The sequence below is a fragment of the Cupriavidus sp. NPDC089707 genome (assembly GCF_044748965.1).
Classification (GTDB): Bacteria; Pseudomonadota; Gammaproteobacteria; order Burkholderiales; family Burkholderiaceae; genus Cupriavidus.
Map to the genome: position 1 here is coordinate 19,132 of NZ_JBIVHB010000024.1, position 21,150 is coordinate 40,281.

Consider the following 21,150-nt stretch of genomic DNA (forward strand, 5'->3'; position numbering starts at 1 on the left):
ATGAGCTGGTTGGATAAACTCCTGCCCCCCAAGATTCAACAGACCGACCCCCGTACCCGAAAGGGCATCCCGGAGGGGTTATGGGTCAAGTGTCCGTCGTGCGAGTCGACCCTGTACCGGACCGACGTCGAGGCAAACCTGCACGTCTGCCCCAAATGCGACCACCACATGCGCATCAACGCGCGTGCGCGCCTGGACGCGCTGCTGGACGCCGAAGGCCGCTATGAAATCGGCCAGGAGATCGTGCCGGTCGACGCGCTCAAGTTCAAGGATTCGAAAAAGTATCCGGACCGCATCAAGGCGGCCATGGAAGATACCGGCGAGACCGACGCCATGGTGGTGATGGGCGGTGCCATCCACACCATCCCGGTGGTGGCGAGCTGCTTCGAGTTCGAATTCATGGGCGGTTCGATGGGTTCGGTGGTGGGTGAGCGCTTCGTGCGCGGTGCGCAGGCCGCGCTCGAGCAGAAGGTGCCGTTCATCTGCTTTACCGCCACCGGCGGCGCGCGCATGCAGGAAAGCCTGCTGTCGCTGCTGCAGATGGCCAAGACCACGGCCATGCTGAACCAGCTGAGCGCGAGCAAGCTGCCATTCATCAGCGTGCTGACCGACCCGACCATGGGCGGCGTGTCGGCCTCGTTCGCCTTCCTGGGCGACGTGGTGATTGCCGAGCCGAAGGCGCTGATCGGCTTTGCCGGCCCGCGCGTGATCGAGCAGACTGTGCGCGAGAAGCTGCCGGAAGGCTTCCAGCGTTCGGAGTTCCTGCTGCAGAAGGGCGCCATCGACATGATCGTCGACCGCCGCAAGCTGCGCGCCGAACTGGCGCAGCTGCTGGCGCTGCTGCAGAAGCAGCCGGCCGACGCGGTGGCATAACGTCGCAAATATCGCTGTACTGAAGGCGCGGGTGGTTGACGCGCCTTTCGCCTTTCTTGGACGCCCGCGGCGCCGGCCCTTGACTTTGCGCCCGCCTGCCCGAATCTGGTAGCAAACGCTTTCCTTCGCTTTCCTTGCCCACCTGAAATGCCCGTCTTCCACACGCTCCCCGAATGGCTCACCCATCTCGAAACCGCCCACCCCGTGGGCATCGACATGGGCCTGACGCGTATCACGCGCGTGAAGGAGGCCCTCGGGCTGCGCATCGACGCCACGGTCTTCACTGTGGGCGGCACCAATGGCAAGGGCTCGACCTGCGCGATGCTCGAGCGCATCCTGCTTGAGGCGGGCTACAAGGTGGGCTGCCATACCTCGCCGCACCTGATCTCGTTCAACGAGCGTGCTCGCCTCAACGGCGAGATGGCGACCGATGCGCAACTGCTTCCGCACTTCGAGGCAGTCGAGCGCGCGCGCAACAGCTTTGCCGACCCGGTCAGCCTGACGTACTTCGAGTTCACCACGCTGGCGATCATCCATTTCTTCGCGGCTTCCGGCCTGGACGCGATCATTCTCGAAGTCGGGCTGGGCGGTCGCCTGGATGCGACCAATGTGATCGATACCGACTGCGCCATCGTCACCAGCGTCGATATCGACCATACCCAGTACCTGGGCAACACGCGCGAGGAAATCGGCTTCGAGAAGGCCGGCATCTTCCGCCCCGGCGTGCCGGCGGTCTGCGGCGACCCGATGCCGCCCAAGTCGCTGGTGGCGCATGCCGAGGCCATCGGCGCCGAGCTGTGGCTGGTGGGCCGCGATTTCCACTTCCACGCGGCCAAGGGCCAGGAACGCCAGCAATGGGACTGGAGCGGCGGCGGGCGCAAGCTCAACGGCCTGGGCTACCCCGCGCTGCGCGGCGCCAACCAGCTGCTGAACGCCGCCGCCGCGCTGGCCGCGCTGCAGGCCATGCGCCCGCAATTGCCGGTTAGCGCGCAGGAAGTGCGCAACGGGCTGGCGTTCGTCGAGCTGCCGGGGCGCTTCCAGGTGCTGCCGGGACGGCCCGCGGTGATCCTCGACGTGGCGCATAACCCGCATGCGGCCGCCACGCTGGGGCAGAACCTGGAGAACATGGGCTTCTTCCGCTACACCTATGCGGTGTTCGGCGCGATGCAGGACAAGGATATTGCCGGCGTGCTGCAGCACGTGGCCGACAAGGTTGACCACTGGTGCCTGTGCGACCTGCCGACCGAGCGCGCCGCCAGCGCCGCCGACGTGCTGGCGAAGCTGGAGGGGGGCGGTTTCCGCGCCGGCCCCGACGCCACCGCCGCCTGCTTTTCCAGTCCAGAGGCGGCGTTCCGCGACGCCATGGAGAGAGCGACCGAGAATGATAGAATTCTGGTCTTCGGATCGTTCTATACCGTCGCCGGCGTGATGGCCTATCGGGCCACGCAAGCCAACTGACCTGGCACTGAGCGGCAAACGCAACGACCGGCCCCTGTCAGAGGGGGCTGTCGCACCGAACCAATCTATGGGCCTGCTTTCGCTGTTTTCTTCCCGCAAGGGCAACGACCCGGCACCAGAGCGTGCGCGCCGCCAGCGCAACGACCCGGGTGCAGGCATCGCCTCGTCGCGCCGTCTCGCCGACGAATATGCCGACGACACGCTGGACCCTGAATTCCCGCAGAAGCAGCGCGCGCGCCGCCGCCTGATCGGCGCCGTGGTGCTGGTGGTGGCCGCGGTGATCGTGCTGCCGATCGTGTTCGAGACCAAGCCGCGCCCGGTAGCCGACGATATCGCGGTCAAGGTCAGCGGCGGGCAGGGCAGCAGCAAGCCCCGCGTCGAGCCGCGCAAGGCCGACCCGCTGCCGCCGGCGCCGGCGGCCCGCAGCGACGCCGCGGCGCTCGATGCCGGCGAGGAAATCGTCAATACGGCGGACAAGCCTGCCGACAGGCCCGCCGACAAGCCCATCCAGCGCGCCGAGGCCAAGCCCGACGCCAAGCCTGAGGTCAAGCCCCAAGGCAGCGGCAAGTACCTGATCCTGATTGGCGCGTTCTCGTCGGAAGAGAAGGCGAAGACCTGGCTGGCCAAGCTCAAGGCGAGCAAGGTGCCGGCGTATGTGGAAAAGAAAGTGCTGGCCGACGGCGAGCGCATCCTGTTGCGCGCCGGTCCCTTCAGCGACCGCGACGCCGCCGATGCCGCCGACAAGCGCGTGCGCGCGGCGGGCCTGACCTCGAAGGTAATCGAACAGTAAGGGCCAGCGCTGCCTGGCGCGTGGGCGCGGCAGCGAGCAATGATGCAGCCGACTTTCTTCGACTACGCCGTGGTCTTCATCCTGCTGGCGTCGGGCGCGCTGGGCGTGCTGCGCGGCCTGGTGCGCGAGGTGCTGTCGCTGATCGGCTGGGTGGTGGCATTCTGGGTCGCATTCCGCTACGGCACGGTGGCCGCGGGCTGGATGCCCGAGTCGCTGCCCGGCGGCGAGCTGGCCCGCCACGCGCTGGGTTTCGTGGTGCTGCTGATCGGCACCGTGCTCGGGGCGTCGCTGGCCGGCATGGTGGTCGGGCAGTTGCTGGAGAGCACGGGCCTCAAGCCTGCGGACCGCGGGCTCGGGCTGGTGTTCGGGTTGCTGCGCGGCGCGCTGCTGGTGATGGTGATGGTGACGCTCGCCAGCCTGACGAAATTGCCGGAAGAGCCGTTCTGGCGCGATGCGGTGAGCCGCCCTTACGTGATGCAGGCCTTGGAATCGGTGAAGCCATGGCTGCCGCCGGAGCTGGCGAAGTACGTCAAGACATGACATGAAGCCGGGCATGGTGCCCGGCCAGTAGTACGCAGGCCTTGCGGTCCGGAAGGATAGCCGGACCAGGCTGCGCCCCCTGATTCAAAGCCTTTCCTGGGAGCTTGGCATGTGCGGTATCGTCGGTGTGGTTTCAGCCACGCCTGTCAACCAACTGATTTACGATAGCCTGCTGTTGTTGCAACATCGCGGACAGGATGCTGCCGGCATCGCCACCGCCAACGGCAGTACTTTTCACATGCACAAGGCCAACGGCCTTGTGCGCGATGTCTTCCGCACCCGTAACATGCGCAGCCTGCCGGGCGACGCCGGCATCGGCCAGGTGCGTTACCCGACGGCCGGCTCGGCGTCGAGCGAGGAAGAGGCGCAACCGTTCTACGTCAACGCGCCGTACGGCGTGATCCTGGCGCACAACGGCAACCTGACCAACTGGCAGCAACTGCGCGAAGAGATGTTCCGCCGCGACCGTCGCCACATCAACACGCACTCCGATACGGAAGTGCTGCTGAACGTGCTGGCCGACGAACTGCAGCGTGCCAGCAGCGGCATGGCGCTGGATCCGGACACCATCTTCACCGCGGTGAGCGGCCTGCACCGCCGCGTGCGTGGTTCGTACGCGATCGCCGCGCAGATCGCCGGCTACGGCATGCTGGCTGTGCGCGACCCGTTTGGCATCCGCCCGCTGTGCCTGGGCAGCATCGAGACCCCGACCGGCAAGGAGTGGATGGTGGCCTCGGAGTCGGTGGCGCTGGAAGGCATCGGCTACAAGCTCGAGCGCGACGTGGCAGCGGGCGAGGCGATCTTCATCGACCTGGACGGCAAGCTCTATAGCAAGCAGTGCGCCGACAACCCGGTGCTGACGTCCTGCATTTTCGAGTACGTCTACCTGGCCCGCCCCGATTCGTGTATCGACGGCGTTCCCGTCTACGACGCGCGCCTGCGCATGGGTGACTACCTGGCCGAGAAGATCCGCGAAGAGGTGTCGGCCGGCGACATCGACGTGGTGATGCCGATCCCCGACTCCAGCCGCCCGGCGGCGATGCAGGTGGCCAACCGCCTGGGCGTGAACTACCGCGAAGGCTTCTTCAAGAACCGCTACGTCGGCCGTACGTTCATCATGCCTGGCCAGGCGGTGCGCAAGAAGTCGGTGCGCCAGAAGCTCAACGCGATGGGTGTCGAGTTCAAGGGCAAGAACGTGCTGATCGTCGATGACTCGATCGTGCGCGGCACCACCTCGTTCGAGATCGTGCAGATGGCGCGCGACGCCGGCGCCAACAAGGTGATCTTCGCCTCGGCAGCGCCGCCGGTGAAGTTCCCCAACGTGTACGGCATCGACATGCCAACCCGCAGCGAACTGGTGGCGCACGGCCGCACGCACGAAGAGATCGCAAAGATCATCGGCGCGGACAAGCTGGTGTACCAGGACGTGGAAGCGATGAAGCAGGCGGTGCGCGACATCAACCCGGCGCTGAAGGACTTCGATGCGTCGTGCTTCGATGGCCGTTACGTCACCGGCGATATCGACGAGGCCTACCTGAATCGCCTGGAAACGGCGCGCAGCCAGGCCGACCGTGACGGCACCGGCGGCGACACCGAGCGCTCGTCACTGCACCTGCAGCGCTCCGGCGGCAACGAGTAAGCCGCGCGCCGCGCGCCCGTGCGTTGACGGATGCGAAGCCCGGCCGTAACATGGCCGGGCGTCGATTTGATAGTCAGCTTGCGGACGCGGGTCCAGCCCGAAACAGCTAAAGAGATGGTGGTTGCAACGTTTGCCAATGCGCGCAGTGCTTGCGCAACTGGCCGATCGACCGCCACAGCCTGCCGAAGGCCTCCGCAGAACAGCAAGCCCGTCGATCCGACCATTCGATCGCACGGGCTTTTTTCATGGCCGGCCGCCTTGCCGCGGCAGGCCACAACCATTGCATTCGCGCGGGTACGACCGCGCCACCAGCATGAACGAACCGCTCAATCCTGAATCGCTCGGCATCGATACCCTTGGCGTGCGCGCCGGCACGCTGCGCAGCGAGTTCATGGAGCATTCCGAGGCCATGTACCTGACCTCCAGCTTCTGCTTCAACAGCGCCGCAGAAGCCGCCGAACGCTTTGCCAACTCGGAAGAGGGCTTCACGTATTCGCGTTTCACCAACCCGACCGTGTCGATGTTCCAGTCGCGGCTGGCCGCGCTGGAAGGCGCCCAGGCCTGCATGGCCACGGCGTCGGGCATGAGCGCGATCCTGTCGGTGGTGCTGTCATCGATGCAGGCCGGAGATCACCTGGTCAGCTCGCGCGCGATCTTCGGCTCGACCATGACGTTGTTCAGCAATATCTTCGGCAAGTTCGGCGTGGAGACGACCTTTGTCGATCCGACCGACCTCGAAGCGTGGCGTGCCGCCGTTCGTCCGAACACCAAGCTGTTTTTCCTGGAAACGCCGTCGAACCCGCTGACCGAAGTGGCGGATATCGCCGCGGTGGCTGACATTGCCCACAACGCCAATGCGCTGCTGGTGGTGGATAACTGCTTCTGCTCGCCGGCGCTGCAGCAGCCGATGAAGTTCGGCGCCGACATCGTGGTGCACTCCGCCACCAAGCATATCGACGGCCAGGGCCGCGTGCTGGGCGGCGCGGTGCTGGGCTCGCACGATTACATCATGGGCAAGGTGTTCCCGTTCGTGCGTACCGCCGGCCCGACGCTGTCGGCGTTCAACGCGTGGGTGCTGCTCAAGGGCATGGAGACGCTGGCGATCCGCATGGAGCGCCATTCGTCCAGCGCGCTGGCTCTGGCGCAGTTCCTGGAGTCGCACCCGGCCGTGGCGCGCGTGTTCCACCCGGCGCTGGCCTCGCACCCGCAGCACGAGATCGCCATGCGGCAGCAGAGCGGCGGCGGCGCGATCGTTTCGTTCGAGCTGAAGGGCGCCACGCCCGAGCAGCAGCGCGCCAATGCGTGGCGCGTGATCGACAACACGCGCCTGTGCTCGATCACCGGCAACCTGGGCGATACCCGCACCACCATCACGCACCCATACACCACCACGCACGCGCGCGTGAGCCCGGAGGCGAAGGCGGCCGCTGGCGTCGGCGAAGGGTTGATCCGGCTGGCGGTGGGGCTGGAGTCGGTCGAGGACCTGAAGGCCGATCTGCTGCGCGGGCTCGGGGAATAAGCGAAGTCACTCCGTTGGCGGAGGCGGGTCGTCGCTGCCGGCGACGGCCTTCACGCCGGCGGCGGTGACGTCATAGGTGGTGCCCACTGCTGTCGAGGCCACGCTGACAGCGGCCGAGCCCACCGTCACCGCGGCGCTGCCAACCGCCATGGTGGCGCCCACCACCATGCACCCGCCCAGCGAGACGGTAGCCAGTGCGGCTGCCAGCGCCAGGGCAACGCGCTGCAAGGTGGCGGATTCTCCGCTATCGTTGCGCACGGTATGTTGCAACGGGATATTTCGGTATGGCATGGACACTGCTGGCCCTGGCAGGGCTGTTCGAGGTGGTGTGGGCAATCGGGCTCAAATACACCGACGGGTTCACGCGCCTGGTGCCGAGCGTCATCACGCTGGCCGGCATGGCCATCAGTGTGATCCTGCTGGCACTGGCTCTGCGTCACATTCCCGTGGGAACCGGTTACGCGGTGCGGACCGCGGGTGTGGATCAGAATCGGCGCGGTCGGCACCGCGATCCTCGGCATCATACTCTTCAATGAGCCCGCGACCGCGGCGCGCATCGGCTGCATCGCGCTGATCGTGTGCGGCATAGCCGGGCTCAAGCTGGTGGGCAGCGCCTGAGCCTGCCCGCCCCCAATTTCAGCGCGAACTCAGCGCAGCATCCGCCGGCGCAGCAGCACCAGCGAAACCACCAGCGCGGCCGCCGCATAGGCGGCGAGCACGGCAAGGTGCAGGCCGGCGCCTTCCACAGGCCGGCCCAGCATCAGCGGCCGGATCAGCTCGACCGCGTGCGCCAGCGGCAGCAGCCTGGTGGCAGCCTGCACGCCTTCCGGCAATTGCTCCACCGGAAAGAACACGCCCGACAGCAGCAGCATCGGCGTCATCACCAGCGTCTGGTAGAACATGAAGAAGTCGTAGCTGGGCGCCAGCGCGGTGACGATCATCGCCAGCGCGGCGAAAGCAATGCCGGCCAGCACGATCACCGGCAGCGCCAGCAGCGCGCCCGGCATTTGCGCATAGCCCAGCGCGGCCGCCACCAGCATGATCGCCAGGCCCGACAGCACCGCCTTGCTGGCCGCCCAGAAGATCTCGCCCAGTACCACGTCGCCCAGCGTCAGCGGCGCGTGCATGATCGCTTCCCAGGTGCGCTGCACGTGCATGCGCGAGAAGGCCGAGTACATCGACTCGAAGCTGGCCGACATCATCACGCTCGATGCGGTGGTGCCGGCAGCGAGGAAGGCGATGTACGACACGCCGTTGACCTGGCCCACCATCAGCCCCAGCCCGAGGCCGAGGCCGAACAGGTAGATCATCGGGTCGGCCAGGTTGCCGATCATCGACGGGATGGCCAGCTTCTTCCACACCAGGTAGTTGCGGTACCAGACCATCATCCAGTTGCGCATGTTGCGCGGCAGCAGCGGCTGCGGATAGGTCTGGCGCGTTGCCGGGCCAGCGCTCCGGGTGGCGATGGCGGGTCTTTCGGACGTATCGGTGCGGGGGTCCTGTTCGCTCATGTCAGTCCCTGGTTCAATCCCGCATCTCGCGGCCGGTCAGCTTGAGGAACACGTCCTCCAGGTTGGCCGGGCGGTGCAGGTAGCGCACGCCGTTCCTGCCGTGCAGCGCCGCCAGCAGCGGGGCGGGCTCGCGCACGTAGCAGAACAGTGTCTCGCCGCTCATTTCGGTGCGCTGCGCCAGCGGTGTCAGCGTGCCGCGCAGCGTGTCCAGTTCGTCGCCGTAGACCTCGACCACATCGCAGCCGATCTGGCTGTCGATCAGCTCGTGCGGCTTGCCCTCGGCGATCTTGCGCCCGCCATCGATCACGCACAGGTAGTTGCACAGCCGTTCGGCTTCTTCCATGAAGTGCGTGGTCAGCAGGATGGTCTTGCCGCTCGCCATCAGCGATTTCAGGCGCTCCCAGATCAGGTGGCGCGCCTGCGGGTCCAGCCCGGTGGTGGGCTCGTCCATCACCAGCAGGTCGGGATCGTTGATCAGCGCGCGTGCCACCGTCAGGCGTCGGCGCATGCCGCCGGAGAGGTCGCGCACCTGCGCGTCGGCTCTGTTCTCCAGCCGGGCGAATTCGAGCAGCCTGGGCACGCGCCGCTCGATCTCGGCCGACGACAGCCCGAAGTAGCGCCCGAAGATGCGCAGGTTCTCGATCACGGAGAAATCCGGGTCGAGGTTGTCGAACTGCGGCACCACGCCCACGCGCATGCGCGCCTGCGGCGCACGCTCGGGAATGGGCTCGCCGCACAGCGTCAGCGTCCCGGCCATCGGCGTGGTCAGGCCCAGCAGCAGGCGCAGCGTGGTGGTCTTGCCGGCGCCGTTGGGACCAAGCAGGCCATAGCACTGGCCGCGAAACACCTGGAGGTCGAGGTCGTCGACGACGACCGTATCGCCGTATTGCTTGCGCACCTTGCGCAACTCGAGGATGGCAGTCAAGGCAGGGGTCCGGTGGGCGCCCCAGGGGGCGCAATATCCGCCATTATGCCGGGCATCGGCGCAACGCTCAGGTGGCGCAGTGCAGCAAAAGCCGCCAGCCCGGAGCGGGCCCGGACGCGCATTCCCTGCGGGCATAAAAAAACCGCCAGCGAACTGGCGGTTTTTTGGCGAAGCTTGCCCGAATCAGTACATCTTCTTCGGCAGCATTTGCATGCGCAGGCGCTTGCGCAGGCGAGCTTCGGCGGCCTTCTTCTTGCGCTTGCGCTCGGTCGTCGGCTTCTCGTAAGCGGTGCGGCTCTTGAGTTCAACGATCAGGCCAGTCTGCAGAATGGCACGACGGAAACGCCGCATTGCAACTTCAACGGGCTCACCGGGTTTCAAGACGATCTTAGTCAATTCAGTCCTTTAGGGGATTGCCGCGGTAGCGGCTGGTTCACACGGGGGGAAACTGCTGTCGCCGGAGCGACTGGTATTGCACGCTGGGCATAGGCCCGGTGCGCCCCCGCGAACCTGAAAGATGTGGACGTTTCAGTCCGTGCAGCCAGTGTCAGGGGTGATAGCGCCAGGTCCGAATACAACTGGAGCCTGACAGTACCGGTTTCCATGAATGCTATACGCCCGTAACTATGGCATGTATACGACGCGCCTGTCAAGAATGGCGTGCGATCGGCGCCGCAGGACAGGGCGGCAAGCCGCGAATTATCCGCCTTTCCTCGCTCGTCCTCCAGTCCACCGGATCAGCCGATGATGACCCAGACGCTGCCTCCCGGTAAACCCGCAAGGCGCCCGAAATTGTTTGACGAAGAAATTCATATGTATAAACTAAGATTCACAGATATGAATTAGTCGCCAACATGGCGAGGTTCCGACAGGAGAGCAACGTGCCGCAACCCCCGGTTTATTTCATCTCGACCGAAGACGTCGAGGGCTACCACCCAGCCAACCACGTCGGCACGCTGAACCGCCGGCTGATTGGCCCCGAGACCGTTGGTTCGCGCCATCTGGAAGTGATCCACGGCACCATCGAAAAGGGCAAGGGCGCGCTGCCCCACGCGCACCCCGGCATCGAACAGGTGTGCTACGTGCTGGAAGGCCGGGCCATTGCCGAGGTCGGCGGCCAGCGCAAGGAACTTGGCCCAGGCGATTGCTGCTTCTTCCCGCCGGACGAGATGCATGTGTTCACGGTGGTAAGTGAAGAGCCAGCCAAGATCCTGGTGATCTATTCACCGCCTTACGAGGAATCGCCTGAGCGCGTGATACGGCCCGCCTGAGACGCGGCCGGTTACGGCAAGGATTCATATAACGACAGGAGACAGACCGTGAAGTGCTTCAAGACCGCTTTCGCCAGCGTGGTGCTGGGATGTGCCGCCGCGCTGTTTGCAACACCGGCGCTGGCCGCCGATGAATTTCCCTCCAAGCCGCTGCGCCTGGTGGTGCCGTTCGCCGCCGGCAGCGGCACCGATGCCGTGGCGCGGCTGACCGCCAAGTACCTGGGCGAATCGCTGCAGCAGCCGGTGGTGGTCGACAACAAGCCGGGCGCCAACGGCACCATCGCCGCCGAATTCGTCGCCAAGGCGCCAGCCGACGGCTATACGCTGTTCATGACCACCAACACCACGCATTCCGCCAACCCGTCGCTGATGAAACAGCTGCGCTACGACCCGGTCAAGGACTTCACGCCGGTCTCGCGCATGGGCAACCTGCCGTTCATGCTGGTGGTCAATCCGCAACTGCCGGTGAAGACGCTGCGCGAGTTCATTGACTACGCCAAGGCGCATCCTGGCATGAGCTACGCGAGCGGCAACAGCACCGGCATCGTCGCCGGCGCGACGCTGTCAAAGATGGCGGGCCTGAAGATGCTGCACGTGCCGTACAAGAGCACGCCGCCGGCGATGACCGACGTGATGGGCGGCCAGGTGCAGGCGATGTTCGTCGACTTTGCCGCGGGCATCGCCAATGTGCGCGCCGGCAAGCTGCGCGCGCTGGCCGTGACGACCGCGCAACGCAGTGCGCTGCTGCCCGACCTGCCGCCGGTCGGCAGTGCGCCCGAACTCAAGGGTTTCGATATCACGTCCTGGAACGGCGTATTCGCACCCGCCGGCGTGCCGGCGCCCGTGGTGGAGCGTCTCAACCGCGAGCTGGTTGCTATCGCCACCAGCAAGCAGCATGCCGCGCAGTTCCACGCGCTGGGCTTTGAGCCATTCGGCAGCACGCCCGCCGAGCTGAACCAGTTTGTCGTGGCCGAACTGCAGAAGTGGTCGCGGCTGGTGAAGGACGCGGGCATCCAGCCGGAATAAACAACGAGACAGGCAAGCACATGAATTTCGATCTCTCCGAAGAACAGGCATCGATCGTCGAAGCCGTGCAGCAGGTCTGCACGCAGTTCGGCATGGAATACTGGGACCGGCTCGACAAGTCGGGCACCTACCCGCACGAGTTCTACAAGACTTTGTGCGAGGGCGGCTGGCTGGGCGTGGCGATGCCCGAGGCGTTCGGCGGCGCCGGTCTCGGCATCCTGGAAGCGGCGCTGGTGATGCAGACCATCTCGCAGTCGGGCGCGGGCATGACCGGTGCCTCGGCGGTGCATATGAACGTGTTCGGCCTGAACCCGGTGGTGGTGTTCGGCACCGAAGAGCAGAAGGGCCGCTTCCTGCCGCCGCTGATCGCCGGCAAGGAGAAGGCCTGCTTCGGCGTGACCGAGCCCGATGCGGGCCTGGACACCACCAAGCTCAAGACCTTTGCGCGCAAGGTGCCGGGCGGCTATTCGGTGAGCGGGCGCAAGATCTGGATCTCGACCGCGCAGGTGGCCGACCGCATGCTGTTGCTGGCGCGCACCACGCCGCTGGAGCAGGTGAGGAAATCGACGGAAGGGCTGTCGCTGTTCTACACGAAGGTTGACCGCAGCAAGATCGAGATCCGCGAGATCGACAAGATGGGCCGCGCCGCCGTCGATACCAACATGCTGTTCATCGACGACCTGTTCATCCCGGAAGAAGACCGGATCGGCGAGGAGGGCAAGGGCTTCGAATACATCCTGCATGGACTGAACCCCGAGCGCATCCTGATCGCCGCCGAAGCCATCGGGCTCGGCCGCGCCGCGCTGGCGATCGCCACGCAGTATGCCAAGGAGCGCGTGGTCTTCGGCCGCCCGATCGGCATGAACCAGGGCGTCCAGCACCCGCTGGCGCAGGCGTGGATGCAGCTGGAATCGGCCAACCTCATGATGCTGAAGGCCGCCGCGCGCTACGACGCGGGGCAGTCCTGCGGGGCCGAGGCCAACGCGGCCAAGTATCTCGCAGCCGAGGCTGGCCACAACGCGTGCCAGACCGCGATCCTGACGCTGGGCGGCATGGGCTATTCGCGCGAATACCGCGTCGAGCGCCTGCTGCGCGAGTCGTATATCCCCCGCATCGCGCCGGTCAGCCCGCAGCTGATCATGTGCTTTATCGCCGAGCGAGTGCTGGGTTTGCCAAAATCGTACTGAACGGGACGGAAGATGCACAACGAGCAAGCGCCCGCGCCGGCGGCAACCGGCCCGCTGGCAGGCATCCGCGTGATCGACATGACCTCGGTCGCGATGGGTCCGTACGCCACGCAGATCCTTGGCGATATGGGGGCCGAGGTGATCAAGGTCGAAGCGCCCGCCGGCGATGTGTTCCGCCATGCCGAGCCGGCGCGCCATGCCGCGATGGGCGCGAGCTTCCTCAACCTGAACCGCAACAAGCAGTTCGTCGTGCTCGACGTCAAGCAGCCGGACGACCTTGCCGCGCTGAAGGCGCTGATCGCCACGGCGGATGTCTTTGTCTCCAACGTGCGGCCACAGTCGTTGCGCAAGCTCGGGCTGGACTATGTCTCGCTACGGGCGGACCATCCGCGGCTGATCTATTGCGGCGCCTATGGCTATTCGGAAGCGGGCCCGTATGCTGGCGCACCGGCCTTCGACGACATCATCCAGGCGCGCAGCGGGATGGCGCAGTTCCAGGGCGCCAACTCGAACGAGGGGCCGCAGTACGTCAACACCATCCTGGCCGACAAGGTCGCCGGCCTGACTGTCGCCTACGCGATCCCGATGGCGCTGTATGAGCGTGAGCGATCGGGGCAGGGGCAGGCCATCGAGGTGCCGATGTTCGAGACGCTGGTGTCCTTCCTCGCCACCGAGCAGCTCGCCGGGCAGACTTTCGTGCCGCCGCTCGGCCCTGCTGGCTATCCGCGCGTGATGTCGGCCCACCGCAAGCCGTACCGCACCAGCGACGGCCATCTTGCTCTGCTGCCCTATACCAGCGCGCAGTGGCTGCGCTTTTTCGACCTGTCAGGCCATGCCGAACTGGCGCGCGATCCGCGCTATGCGACCCCGGCCGCGCGCAGCGCCAATATCGACGCGCTCTACGCCACGCTGGCCGAGATCGTCGCGCAGCGCACTACCGCGGAGTGGCTGGCGTTGTTGCGCGACGCCGATATCCCGCACAGCGAGCTGCCGCATTTCGACAGCCTGGTGGATGACCCGCACTTGCGCGCCACCGGCATGATGTTCGAATACGACCATCCGAGCGAAGGACGCCTGCGTGGCGTCGGCATCCCCACGCGGTTCTCACGCACGCCCGGCAATATCCGCAGCTGGCCGGAAGGCTTGCCAAAGGCGCAGGACGACACCGGCACCTGATTCGGCCGCACCGGGATCGGCAGGTGCCGCCCGCATGTGGTGTACCAACGCGCCGCGTACAATTCCGCCCAAAGCACACGGAAGTCGAGGAAGCCAACGATGGCAGAAAACGAAGCGGCGGAAAAATCCGGTTACGGCAGCGTCAAGACGGCGCTGCGCGTGATCGAGATCATGGAGATCTATGCGCGTGAAGGGCGCTCGCTGACGCTGACCGAACTGGCGAAGCTGCTGGGCGCGCCGATGTCGAGCTGCCTCGGGCTGATCCGCACGCTAGCCTCGCTGGGCTACCTGTACGAAACCGGCCGCCGCCAGGGCTATTACCCCACGCGGCGGTTGCTTGATATCGCTCAGCGCATCGCGCGCAACGATCCGCTGCTCGAGCGCGTGCAGCCGGTGCTGGAGTCGCTGCGCGATGACACCGGCGAAACCGTGATCTTCGGCAAGCTGCAGGACGACGGCCGCGTGCTGTACCTGGAGGTGCGCGAGTCCGCCAATCCGGTGCGCTATATCGCCGCGCCGGGCGAGCTGCGCGACGCGCACGTCAATTCCATCGGCCGCGCCATTCTCGGCACCATGACCCTGGAGAGCCGCGCGGAACTGCTGGCCGGCGTTTCCTTTGCGTCGCGCACCGGACGCACGGTGGACTCGCTGCGTGTGTTCGAAGCAGCGATGCAGCAATGGCAGGCACAGGGGTGGTATCCGAACTTCGGCGAGTCGTTCCCGGATTTGGGGGCCATCGCGATTCCGGTATCGCTCGGCGGTGTTGTCTACGGGATGTCGGTGGCGGGGCCGCTGCACCGGGTCGAAGCCAATGCGGAGGCTATCGTTGTGGCACTGAAGGCCGCAGGCGGCTCACTGCAGGGATAAGCGAAGGGTCGGGGCGCTGGGGGCAGCCGCGAATGAAAGCCCCAAACGAAAAAGCCCGGTGCGTTTGCACCGGGCTTCCGTATCGGTTGGCTCCCCGACCTGGGCTCGAACCAGGGACCTGCGGATTAACAGTCCGTCGCTCTACCGACTGAGCTATCGGGGAACAGCTGAGAAAGCGATTATAGCCAGTTTCTCTTTTTGTCGTCAACACCTTGGCAACATTTTGTTTGTCATCAGGTGCTTCGGAACGGCTGGCTGGCTGCTTCCCACGTTGGTGTTCAACAGCGAGGCCGCATTATAGCGACGGTTTTTCGTTTGCGCCAGAAAAAAGCCGCCTTGTGGCGGCTTTTTTCTGCGGCATCGTGAAGCGCCGGATCAGTCGAACACCGGTGATTCCACGCCCAGGACCTTGTGCAGCTTCGGCGAGGTCGTGGTGTACTGCATGTGGATTTTCTTCTCGGGGAAGATATACGGCGCGGCACCGAACGCGGCCAGCGCAGCCTCGTGGAAGCCCGACAGGATCAGCTTCTTCTTGCCGGGGTAGGTGTTGATGTCGCCCACCGCAAAGATGCCCGGGATATTGGTCTGGAATTTCTCGGTATCCACCTTGATCTGCTTGCGCTCCAGGTCCAGGCCCCACTCGGCGATCGGGCCGAGCTTGGGCGACAGGCCGAAGAACACCAGCAGGTCGTCCAGCGGCAGGCGGCGGGTCACGCCGTCGGCACCAGTCACCTTGATCTCGGTGAGCACGCCGTCCTTCTCCTCATAGCCGCCGATCTGGCCAACCAGGAACTGCATTTCCATCTGTTCGCACAGTTCCTTCATCTTGGCCACCGAGGCCGGCGCGGCACGGAAGCCGTCGCGGCGGTGGATCATCACCACCGACTCGGCCTTGCCGACCAGGTCCAGCGTCCAGTCCAGCGCCGAGTCGCCGCCGCCGACGATCACCAGGTTGCGGCCGTGGAAACGGATTGGATCCTTGACGCGGTAGAAGAGCTGCTTGCCGTCGAACTTGTCGAGGCCCTCGACCTTCAGCGTACGCGGCTGGAACGAGCCCACGCCGGCAGCGATGAAGATGGTCTTGGTGATAAAGCGGGTCCCGAGCGACGTCTCGACGAAGAAGCGGCCGTCTTCACGGCGCTCCACCACGGAGACTTCCTGGCCCAGGTGGAAGGTGGGCTCGAACGGCTCGATCTGCTTGAGCAGGTTGTCGGTCAGTTCCTGGCCGGTGCAGCTGGGCACGGCGGGGATGTCGTAGATGGGCTTGTCCGGATACAGCTCCACGCACTGGCCGCCAACGACTTTCAGGGAATCGATCACGTGGGCCTTGATTTCGAGCAGGCCCAGTTCAAACACCTGGAACAGGCCCACCGGACCGGCGCCGACGATCAGCGCGTCGATTTCGAGCGGCTGGCCGCCGGCGGGGCTGCCGCCTTCGACCTGCTTGGTCGCGTCGGCAACGGGATTTGGAATGCTCAAGTCCATATTCGTCCTGATACGTTGGTTGGGCACGCGGGTGCCCGGCATTGCGGAAAGCGCGTGGGGACGGCTTTCTTTGCTGCCTGGTGCGCTCAGCGCTCCAGGTACTGCAGCTTGTCGGTGGCGTCCTTCCAGTCCTCGGCCTCGGCCAGCGGGGCCTTGGTCTTGGTGATGGAGGGCCAGGCGCGTGCCAGTTCGGCGTTCAGATCAATGAACTGCTGCTGGTCGCCCGGCACGTCTTCCTCGGCATAAATGGCGTTCACCGGGCATTCGGCCACGCAAACGGCGCAGTCGATGCACTCATCCGGGTCGATGGCCAGGAAGTTCGGGCCTTCGCGGAAACAATCCACCGGACAAACGTCAACGCAGTCTGTATAGCGGCAACGGATGCAGGATTCGGTGACAACGTGAGTCATTTCGGTTCCAGGAAAACGGGTCGGCTTTTGATGGGAAACTGTGGGGCCGCTTCTTGCCGGCGGACGCCTCCATCTGCCATGGCGGGCAGGGATGGACGGGACGAGCGCCGGCCGTGGCCTTTCGGAAACCGATATTGTAGCCGAGCCTTCTGGCAAGAATAGCGGGTCTATATAGCTGGATCAGATAGTTTTCTTATTTCTTTATGTGTTTTTGATCCACGACATGGCAGGCCGCTAGCGTGCTTGCGCAACCGCAGGCATGATGAGGCCGCCTGAATGCCACATGCCTCCACGCCGGGAGATTCCTATGCCACGCCAGCTATGTTGTTGCCGCCGCGCCGCCTTGCTGTCGCTGCTTGTGATGCTGGCGGCATTTACCGGGATGCCCCCGCTTGCCGGTGCCCAAGCCCTGGTCCAGCCGGGCATGGCGGACAGCGTGGTGTCCCGGCTGGTTGCATGGCGCGCGCGATCCGAGGCCCCGGTCGCCTTGCCGGCGCTGACCGCCTTCGACTGGGACCACTTCAGCGTGACCGATTCACCGGCGGGCGATGCCATCGCCCATTGCGGCCGCGCCGGCCTGATGCCTTGCGGACCCGAGTTGAACCCGAAGCCGGGGGACCGGATGCAGGTGCTGCGCTTCGAGCGCGCTGGCGCTGCGGTCTACAGCGAGCGCATCCTTGCCGCGGATGGCGCCTTTGCCGAGCCACTGCCGCAGCGCGTGCCGCGCAGCGCCGCCACGCTGGTGTCCTGCCGCGGCAGCGACGGCCAGGCGCTGTGGTGCCTGCAGGGCAGGGCAGCGGGGAAGCCGACCCTGCGCGCGCCGCAACCGTTCCTCGACGGGGCCTGAGTGCCCCGGACGCGCACAGTCTCGGTTAGCATGTCGGACTGACCCGGCACATCGCCGTCTGGCTAGCCATGATCATCCAGTCTCTGCTCGACACCGACCTGTACAAGTTCACGATGATGCAGGTGGTCCTGCACCAGTTTCCGCAGGCGCAGGTCGAATATCGTTTCAAGTGCCGCAATGCCGGCATCGACCTGACGCCGTATGTCGATGAAATTCGTGCAGAGATCGCACACCTGTGCCAGCTGCGATTCACTGACGACGAACTCGCCTACCTGCGCGGCCTGCGCTTCATCAAGAGCGATTTCATCGACTTCCTCGGCCTGTTCCACCTGAACGAAAAGTACGTGTCGGTGCGCGAGGCGCCGCAGGGCAACGGCGAGATCGAGATATCGATCATCGGCCCGTGGCTGCATACCATCCTGTTCGAAGTGCCGGTGCTGGCGATCGTCAACGAGGTCTACTTTCGCCGCACCCAGCCGCGGCCCGATCTCGCCGGCGGCCGCCGCCGCCTGGAAGACAAGCTTGCCTTGCTGCAGCAGCCGGAACTGGCCGATTGCGTCATCGCCGACTATGGCACGCGCCGGCGCTTCTCGCGCGACTGGCAGGAAGAGGTGTTGCTGACCATGCGGCGCGAGCTCGGTCCGCAGCTGGCCGGCACCAGCAACGTCCATTTCGCCCGCCTGCACAACATGGTGCCGCTCGGCACGATGGCGCACGAATACCTGCAGGCCTGCCAGGCGCTGGGACCGAGGCTGCGCGATTCGCAGGTGTACGCGCTGGAACGTTGGGCGCGCGAGTACCGCGGCGACCTTGGCATCGCGCTGTCAGATACCTACGGCTTCGATGCCTTCCTGCGCGACTTCGACCTGTACTTCTGCAAGCTGTTCGACGGCGTGCGCCATGACTCGGGCGACCCGATCGCGTGGGGCGAGCGCATGGTGGCGCATTACGCCGCCAACCGCGTCGACCCGCGCACCAAGACGCTGATCTTCAGCGACAGCCTGGACATCCCGCGCGTGATCGAACTCTTCGAGCGCTTCCACGGCCGCTGCCGGCTGGCGTTTGGGGTCGGCACCAACCTGACCAACGATCTCGGCTACACGCCACTGCAGATCGTGATCAAGATGGTCCGCTGCAATGGCCAGCCCGTGGCCAAGCTGTCGGACACGCCGGAAAAGACCATGTGCGACGATACCGGCTACCTGTCCTACCTGCGGCAGGTGTTCTCGGTCCAGCCGGCATAGCGGGATTCCGGCGCGCCGTGCCGTGCCGCGGCAACTATAATCGGCGCATCGCGCAACTTGCCGCATCCTTGCCAACCGCACTGCCAGGCCTTATGGAAACCAACGACGCCCGCGACCGCATCTTTGCCCGCATCCGTGCCGCACAGGGCAGGCCGCACCAGCCCACGCAGGGCGAACGCGGCGCGGTGGCCGACTACCTCGCGCGCCATCCGCAAGGCCCGCGCCCGGTGCCGGCTGCCGATCTCGTCGAAGCCTTCCTGCTGCAGGCCCAGCGCATGGCTTCCACCGTCGACCGCGTCGCCGCCATGGACGAAGTGCCGGCGGCCGCGCGGCGTTACCTCGACAGCCTGAACCTGGTGCAGCGCGCGGTGGCATGGGATGCGCTGGGCACGCTGCCATGGCAGGACGCCGGCATCGCGGTCGAATGCCGGCCGCCGCTGCGCGAGGTAGAGGCCGACCGCGACCATGGCGACCTGGTCGGCATCACCGGCTGCTTCTGCGCAATCGCCGAGACCGGCTCGCTGATGCTCCTGTCGGGACCGACGACGTTCGCCTCCGCGGCACTGCTGCCGGAAACGCATATCGCGGTGGTGCCGCGCTCGCGCGTGGTCGCCGGGCTGGAAGACGCCTTCGCGCTGGTGCGCAGCGAGCGCGGCGAACTGCCGCGCGCGACCAATATCATCAGCGGCCCGTCGCGCACCGGCGATATCGAGCAGACCATCGTGCTGGGCGCGCATGGCCCGTATCGCGTGCATGTGATCGTGGTCGAGCAGGATTGAGCCATGGGGCAGCACGGACGTAAGAATCGCCTGTAAACGCGCGCCGCGGCACGGTTGCGCGAGGCGGTTGGATTACACTTGCAGGCTTGCCGTGCGAGCCGCACGCCGTTCGGGGCGCGGGCTCGATGCACCATGAATGCTGCATTCCCGAGGAGATCCTGCCTGATGCGACGTGCTTTCGTACAGTTGCCGATGTTGACCATGCTGGCCGCTGTCCTTGCTGTTTTCCCCCTGGCCGCGCATGCCGCGGACCTCGACGGGGCCGCACTGTCGCCGCTATGGGGGCTGCCGTTTGCCGGCATCCTGCTGTCGATCGCGCTGTGGCCCCTGCTCGCGCCGAAGTTCTGGCATCACCACTATGGCAAGATTGCCGCGGGCTGGGGACTGCTGTTCCTGCTGCCGTTCGCCGCGGTGTTCGGCACGCATGCGGCTGCCGCCAGCGCGGTGCATGCGCTGCTCGCCGAGTACATCCCGTTCATCTCGCTGATCGCTGCGCTCTATATCGTCGCGGGCGGCATCTGCGTGCGCGGCAATCTGCACGGGACACCAAGGCTCAATACGGGCATCCTGGCGCTGGGCACGCTGCTGGCGAGTTTCATGGGGACGACTGGCGCGGCGATGCTGCTGATCCGGCCGCTGCTGCGCGCCAACGACAACCGTCGGCACGTGGCGCACGTGGTCGTGTTCTTTATCTTCCTGGTGGCCAATGCCGGTGGCTCGCTGACGCCGCTGGGCGATCCGCCGCTGTTCCTGGGTTTCCTGAAGGGCGTGGACTTCTTCTGGACCATGCGCCACATCTACCTGGAGACGCTGTTTATCTGCGCGGTGCTGCTGGTGGTGTTCTACCTGGTCGACCGCCACTACTACCGCAACAAGGAAGAAGAGCTGCCGCAGAAGAACGATCCTACGCCGGACTCGCACGGCATCTCGATCGACGGCAAGATCAACTTCGTGCTGCTGCTGGCCCTGATCGGCCTCGTGCTGATGAGCGGGCTGTGGCAGCCGGCCATCTCGTTCAACGTCTTCGGCACCGACGTGCCGCTGCAGGCGGCGGTGCGCGACGCGCTGCTGATCGTGGTGGCGGTGGTGTCGCTGCTGGTCACGCCGCACACCGCGCGCGCTGGCAACGAGTTCAACTGGGAGCCGATCCTGGAGGTCGGCAAGCTGTTCGCCGGCATCTTCCTGACTATCATCCCGGTGATCGCCATGCTCAAGGCAGGCACCGACGGCGCCTTTGCCGGCGTGATCCGCGCGGTCAGCGACAGCAACGGGCAGCCGGTCGACAGCATGTATTTCTGGGCGACCGGGCTGCTGTCGTCGTTCCTGGACAATGCGCCAACCTATCTGGTGTTCTTCAACACCGCCGGCGGCGATGCCGCCACGCTGATGACGCGCGACGCCTCGACGCTGGCCGCGATTTCCGCCGGCGCGGTGTTCATGGGCGCCAATACCTATATCGGCAACGCGCCCAACCTGATGGTAAAGGCCATTGCCGAGAACCGCGGCGTGCGCATGCCGAGCTTTTTCGGCTACATGCTGTACTCGGGCATCTTCCTGATGCCGCTGTTTGTCATCATGACCTTCCTCTTCTTCCACGTGTGAT

Annotated in this window: 21 protein-coding genes, 1 tRNA gene and 1 pseudogene; 16 read left to right on the forward strand and 7 right to left on the reverse strand. The window is 65.6% G+C overall.

Annotated features, from left to right (window positions below):
• The 6 genes from accD to ACIP1U_RS26925 all read left to right on the forward strand — a co-directional run bounded on the left by accD (position 1) and on the right by ACIP1U_RS26925 (position 6,819).
• Positions 1-873, forward strand: a complete 873-nt coding sequence (gene accD / locus ACIP1U_RS26900; RefSeq protein WP_400321751.1) for an acetyl-CoA carboxylase, carboxyltransferase subunit beta — start codon at positions 1-3, stop codon at positions 871-873.
• Between the two features lie 147 nt (positions 874-1,020).
• Positions 1,021-2,331: a bifunctional tetrahydrofolate synthase/dihydrofolate synthase gene (folC, locus tag ACIP1U_RS26905; protein WP_400321754.1), complete on the forward strand. Its 1,311-nt coding sequence runs from the start codon at positions 1,021-1,023 to the stop codon at positions 2,329-2,331.
• 67 nt (positions 2,332-2,398) lie between these two features.
• Positions 2,399-3,121: an SPOR domain-containing protein gene (locus tag ACIP1U_RS26910; protein WP_400321757.1), complete on the forward strand. Its 723-nt coding sequence runs from the start codon at positions 2,399-2,401 to the stop codon at positions 3,119-3,121.
• A 42-nt stretch (positions 3,122-3,163) separates the two neighbouring features.
• Entirely contained in the window at positions 3,164-3,661 is a 498-nt protein-coding gene (locus tag ACIP1U_RS26915; protein ID WP_400321902.1) for a CvpA family protein, read from the forward strand.
• Positions 3,662-3,770: 109 nt separating this feature from the next.
• Positions 3,771-5,300 carry an amidophosphoribosyltransferase gene (gene purF, locus ACIP1U_RS26920; protein ID WP_400321759.1) on the forward strand — a complete coding sequence of 510 codons (1,530 nt, stop codon included), beginning with the start codon at positions 3,771-3,773 and terminating at the stop codon, positions 5,298-5,300.
• Positions 5,301-5,613: 313 nt separating this feature from the next.
• Positions 5,614-6,819 carry an O-succinylhomoserine sulfhydrylase gene (locus ACIP1U_RS26925; protein ID WP_400321761.1) on the forward strand — a complete coding sequence of 402 codons (1,206 nt, stop codon included), beginning with the start codon at positions 5,614-5,616 and terminating at the stop codon, positions 6,817-6,819.
• Between the two features lie 6 nt (positions 6,820-6,825).
• Here the strand turns inward: ACIP1U_RS26925 and ACIP1U_RS26930 are convergent, their stop codons facing one another.
• Entirely contained in the window at positions 6,826-7,110 is a 285-nt protein-coding gene (locus ACIP1U_RS26930; protein ID WP_400321764.1) for a hypothetical protein, read from the reverse strand.
• Between ACIP1U_RS26930 and sugE the strand changes: the two are divergent.
• Positions 7,104-7,437 (forward strand): annotated as a pseudogene (sugE, locus tag ACIP1U_RS26935) (quaternary ammonium compound efflux SMR transporter SugE). The gene ACIP1U_RS26930 and the pseudogene sugE sit on opposite strands and share 7 nt — an antisense overlap.
• Positions 7,438-7,466: 29 nt before the next feature.
• Here sugE and ACIP1U_RS26940 read toward each other — a convergent pair.
• From ACIP1U_RS26940 to rpsU, 3 genes are all read right to left on the reverse strand, one after another.
• Positions 7,467-8,330: an ABC transporter permease gene (locus tag ACIP1U_RS26940; protein ID WP_400321765.1), complete on the reverse strand. Its 864-nt coding sequence runs from the start codon at positions 8,328-8,330 to the stop codon at positions 7,467-7,469.
• A 13-nt stretch (positions 8,331-8,343) separates the two neighbouring features.
• Entirely contained in the window at positions 8,344-9,255 is a 912-nt protein-coding gene (gene nodI, locus ACIP1U_RS26945) for a nodulation factor ABC transporter ATP-binding protein NodI (RefSeq protein WP_400321767.1), read from the reverse strand.
• Positions 9,256-9,438: 183 nt separating this feature from the next.
• Positions 9,439-9,651: a 30S ribosomal protein S21 gene (rpsU, locus tag ACIP1U_RS26950; RefSeq protein WP_010814647.1), complete on the reverse strand. Its 213-nt coding sequence runs from the start codon at positions 9,649-9,651 to the stop codon at positions 9,439-9,441.
• Positions 9,652-10,136: 485 nt separating this feature from the next.
• Here rpsU and ACIP1U_RS26955 point away from each other — a divergent pair, with 485 nt between their 5' ends.
• The 5 genes from ACIP1U_RS26955 to ACIP1U_RS26975 all read left to right on the forward strand — a co-directional run bounded on the left by ACIP1U_RS26955 (position 10,137) and on the right by ACIP1U_RS26975 (position 14,782).
• Positions 10,137-10,526, forward strand: coding sequence for a cupin domain-containing protein (locus tag ACIP1U_RS26955; protein WP_400321771.1), 390 nt, complete (start codon positions 10,137-10,139; stop codon positions 10,524-10,526).
• Positions 10,527-10,574: 48 nt separating this feature from the next.
• A complete protein-coding gene (locus tag ACIP1U_RS26960; RefSeq protein ID WP_400321773.1) occupies positions 10,575-11,552 on the forward strand; it encodes a Bug family tripartite tricarboxylate transporter substrate binding protein in 978 nt (325 codons plus the stop codon).
• A 20-nt stretch (positions 11,553-11,572) separates the two neighbouring features.
• Positions 11,573-12,739, forward strand: coding sequence for an acyl-CoA dehydrogenase family protein (locus ACIP1U_RS26965; protein WP_400321776.1), 1,167 nt, complete (start codon positions 11,573-11,575; stop codon positions 12,737-12,739).
• A 12-nt stretch (positions 12,740-12,751) separates the two neighbouring features.
• Positions 12,752-13,915 (forward strand): CaiB/BaiF CoA transferase family protein, encoded by a 1,164-nt coding sequence (locus tag ACIP1U_RS26970; protein WP_400321779.1) that lies wholly within the window; start codon positions 12,752-12,754, stop codon positions 13,913-13,915.
• 99 nt (positions 13,916-14,014) lie between these two features.
• Positions 14,015-14,782 (forward strand): IclR family transcriptional regulator, encoded by a 768-nt coding sequence (locus ACIP1U_RS26975; RefSeq protein WP_400321782.1) that lies wholly within the window; start codon positions 14,015-14,017, stop codon positions 14,780-14,782.
• Positions 14,783-14,869: 87 nt separating this feature from the next.
• Here ACIP1U_RS26975 and ACIP1U_RS26980 read toward each other — a convergent pair.
• The 3 genes from ACIP1U_RS26980 to fdxA all read right to left on the reverse strand — a co-directional run bounded on the left by ACIP1U_RS26980 (position 14,870) and on the right by fdxA (position 16,677).
• A tRNA-Asn gene (locus tag ACIP1U_RS26980) sits at positions 14,870-14,945 on the reverse strand.
• Positions 14,946-15,157: 212 nt separating this feature from the next.
• On the reverse strand, positions 15,158-16,267 hold the full coding sequence (locus tag ACIP1U_RS26985; protein WP_400321785.1) for an NAD(P)/FAD-dependent oxidoreductase: 1,110 nt from the start codon (positions 16,265-16,267) through the stop codon (positions 15,158-15,160).
• An 86-nt stretch (positions 16,268-16,353) separates the two neighbouring features.
• Positions 16,354-16,677, reverse strand: a complete 324-nt coding sequence (fdxA, locus tag ACIP1U_RS26990; RefSeq protein WP_400321787.1) for a ferredoxin FdxA — start codon at positions 16,675-16,677, stop codon at positions 16,354-16,356.
• A gap of 307 nt (positions 16,678-16,984) precedes the next feature.
• On the opposite strand from fdxA, the gene ACIP1U_RS26995 reads away from it, so the two are divergent.
• The 4 genes from ACIP1U_RS26995 (at position 16,985) to ACIP1U_RS27010 (ending at position 21,149) form a co-directional block, all read left to right on the forward strand.
• Complete coding sequence (locus ACIP1U_RS26995; protein WP_400321790.1) at positions 16,985-17,524, forward strand: hypothetical protein; 540 nt, start codon at positions 16,985-16,987, stop codon at positions 17,522-17,524.
• A 68-nt stretch (positions 17,525-17,592) separates the two neighbouring features.
• Complete coding sequence (pncB, locus tag ACIP1U_RS27000; RefSeq protein ID WP_400321793.1) at positions 17,593-18,768, forward strand: nicotinate phosphoribosyltransferase; 1,176 nt, start codon at positions 17,593-17,595, stop codon at positions 18,766-18,768.
• Positions 18,769-18,860: 92 nt separating this feature from the next.
• The gene (locus ACIP1U_RS27005) at positions 18,861-19,547 is read left to right on the forward strand and encodes a lactate utilization protein C (RefSeq protein WP_400321796.1); all 687 of its coding nucleotides are present in this window, start codon (positions 18,861-18,863) and stop codon (positions 19,545-19,547) included.
• A 165-nt stretch (positions 19,548-19,712) separates the two neighbouring features.
• Entirely contained in the window at positions 19,713-21,149 is a 1,437-nt protein-coding gene (locus ACIP1U_RS27010; RefSeq protein ID WP_400321799.1) for a sodium:proton antiporter, read from the forward strand.
• Position 21,150: the final 1 nt, after the last annotated feature.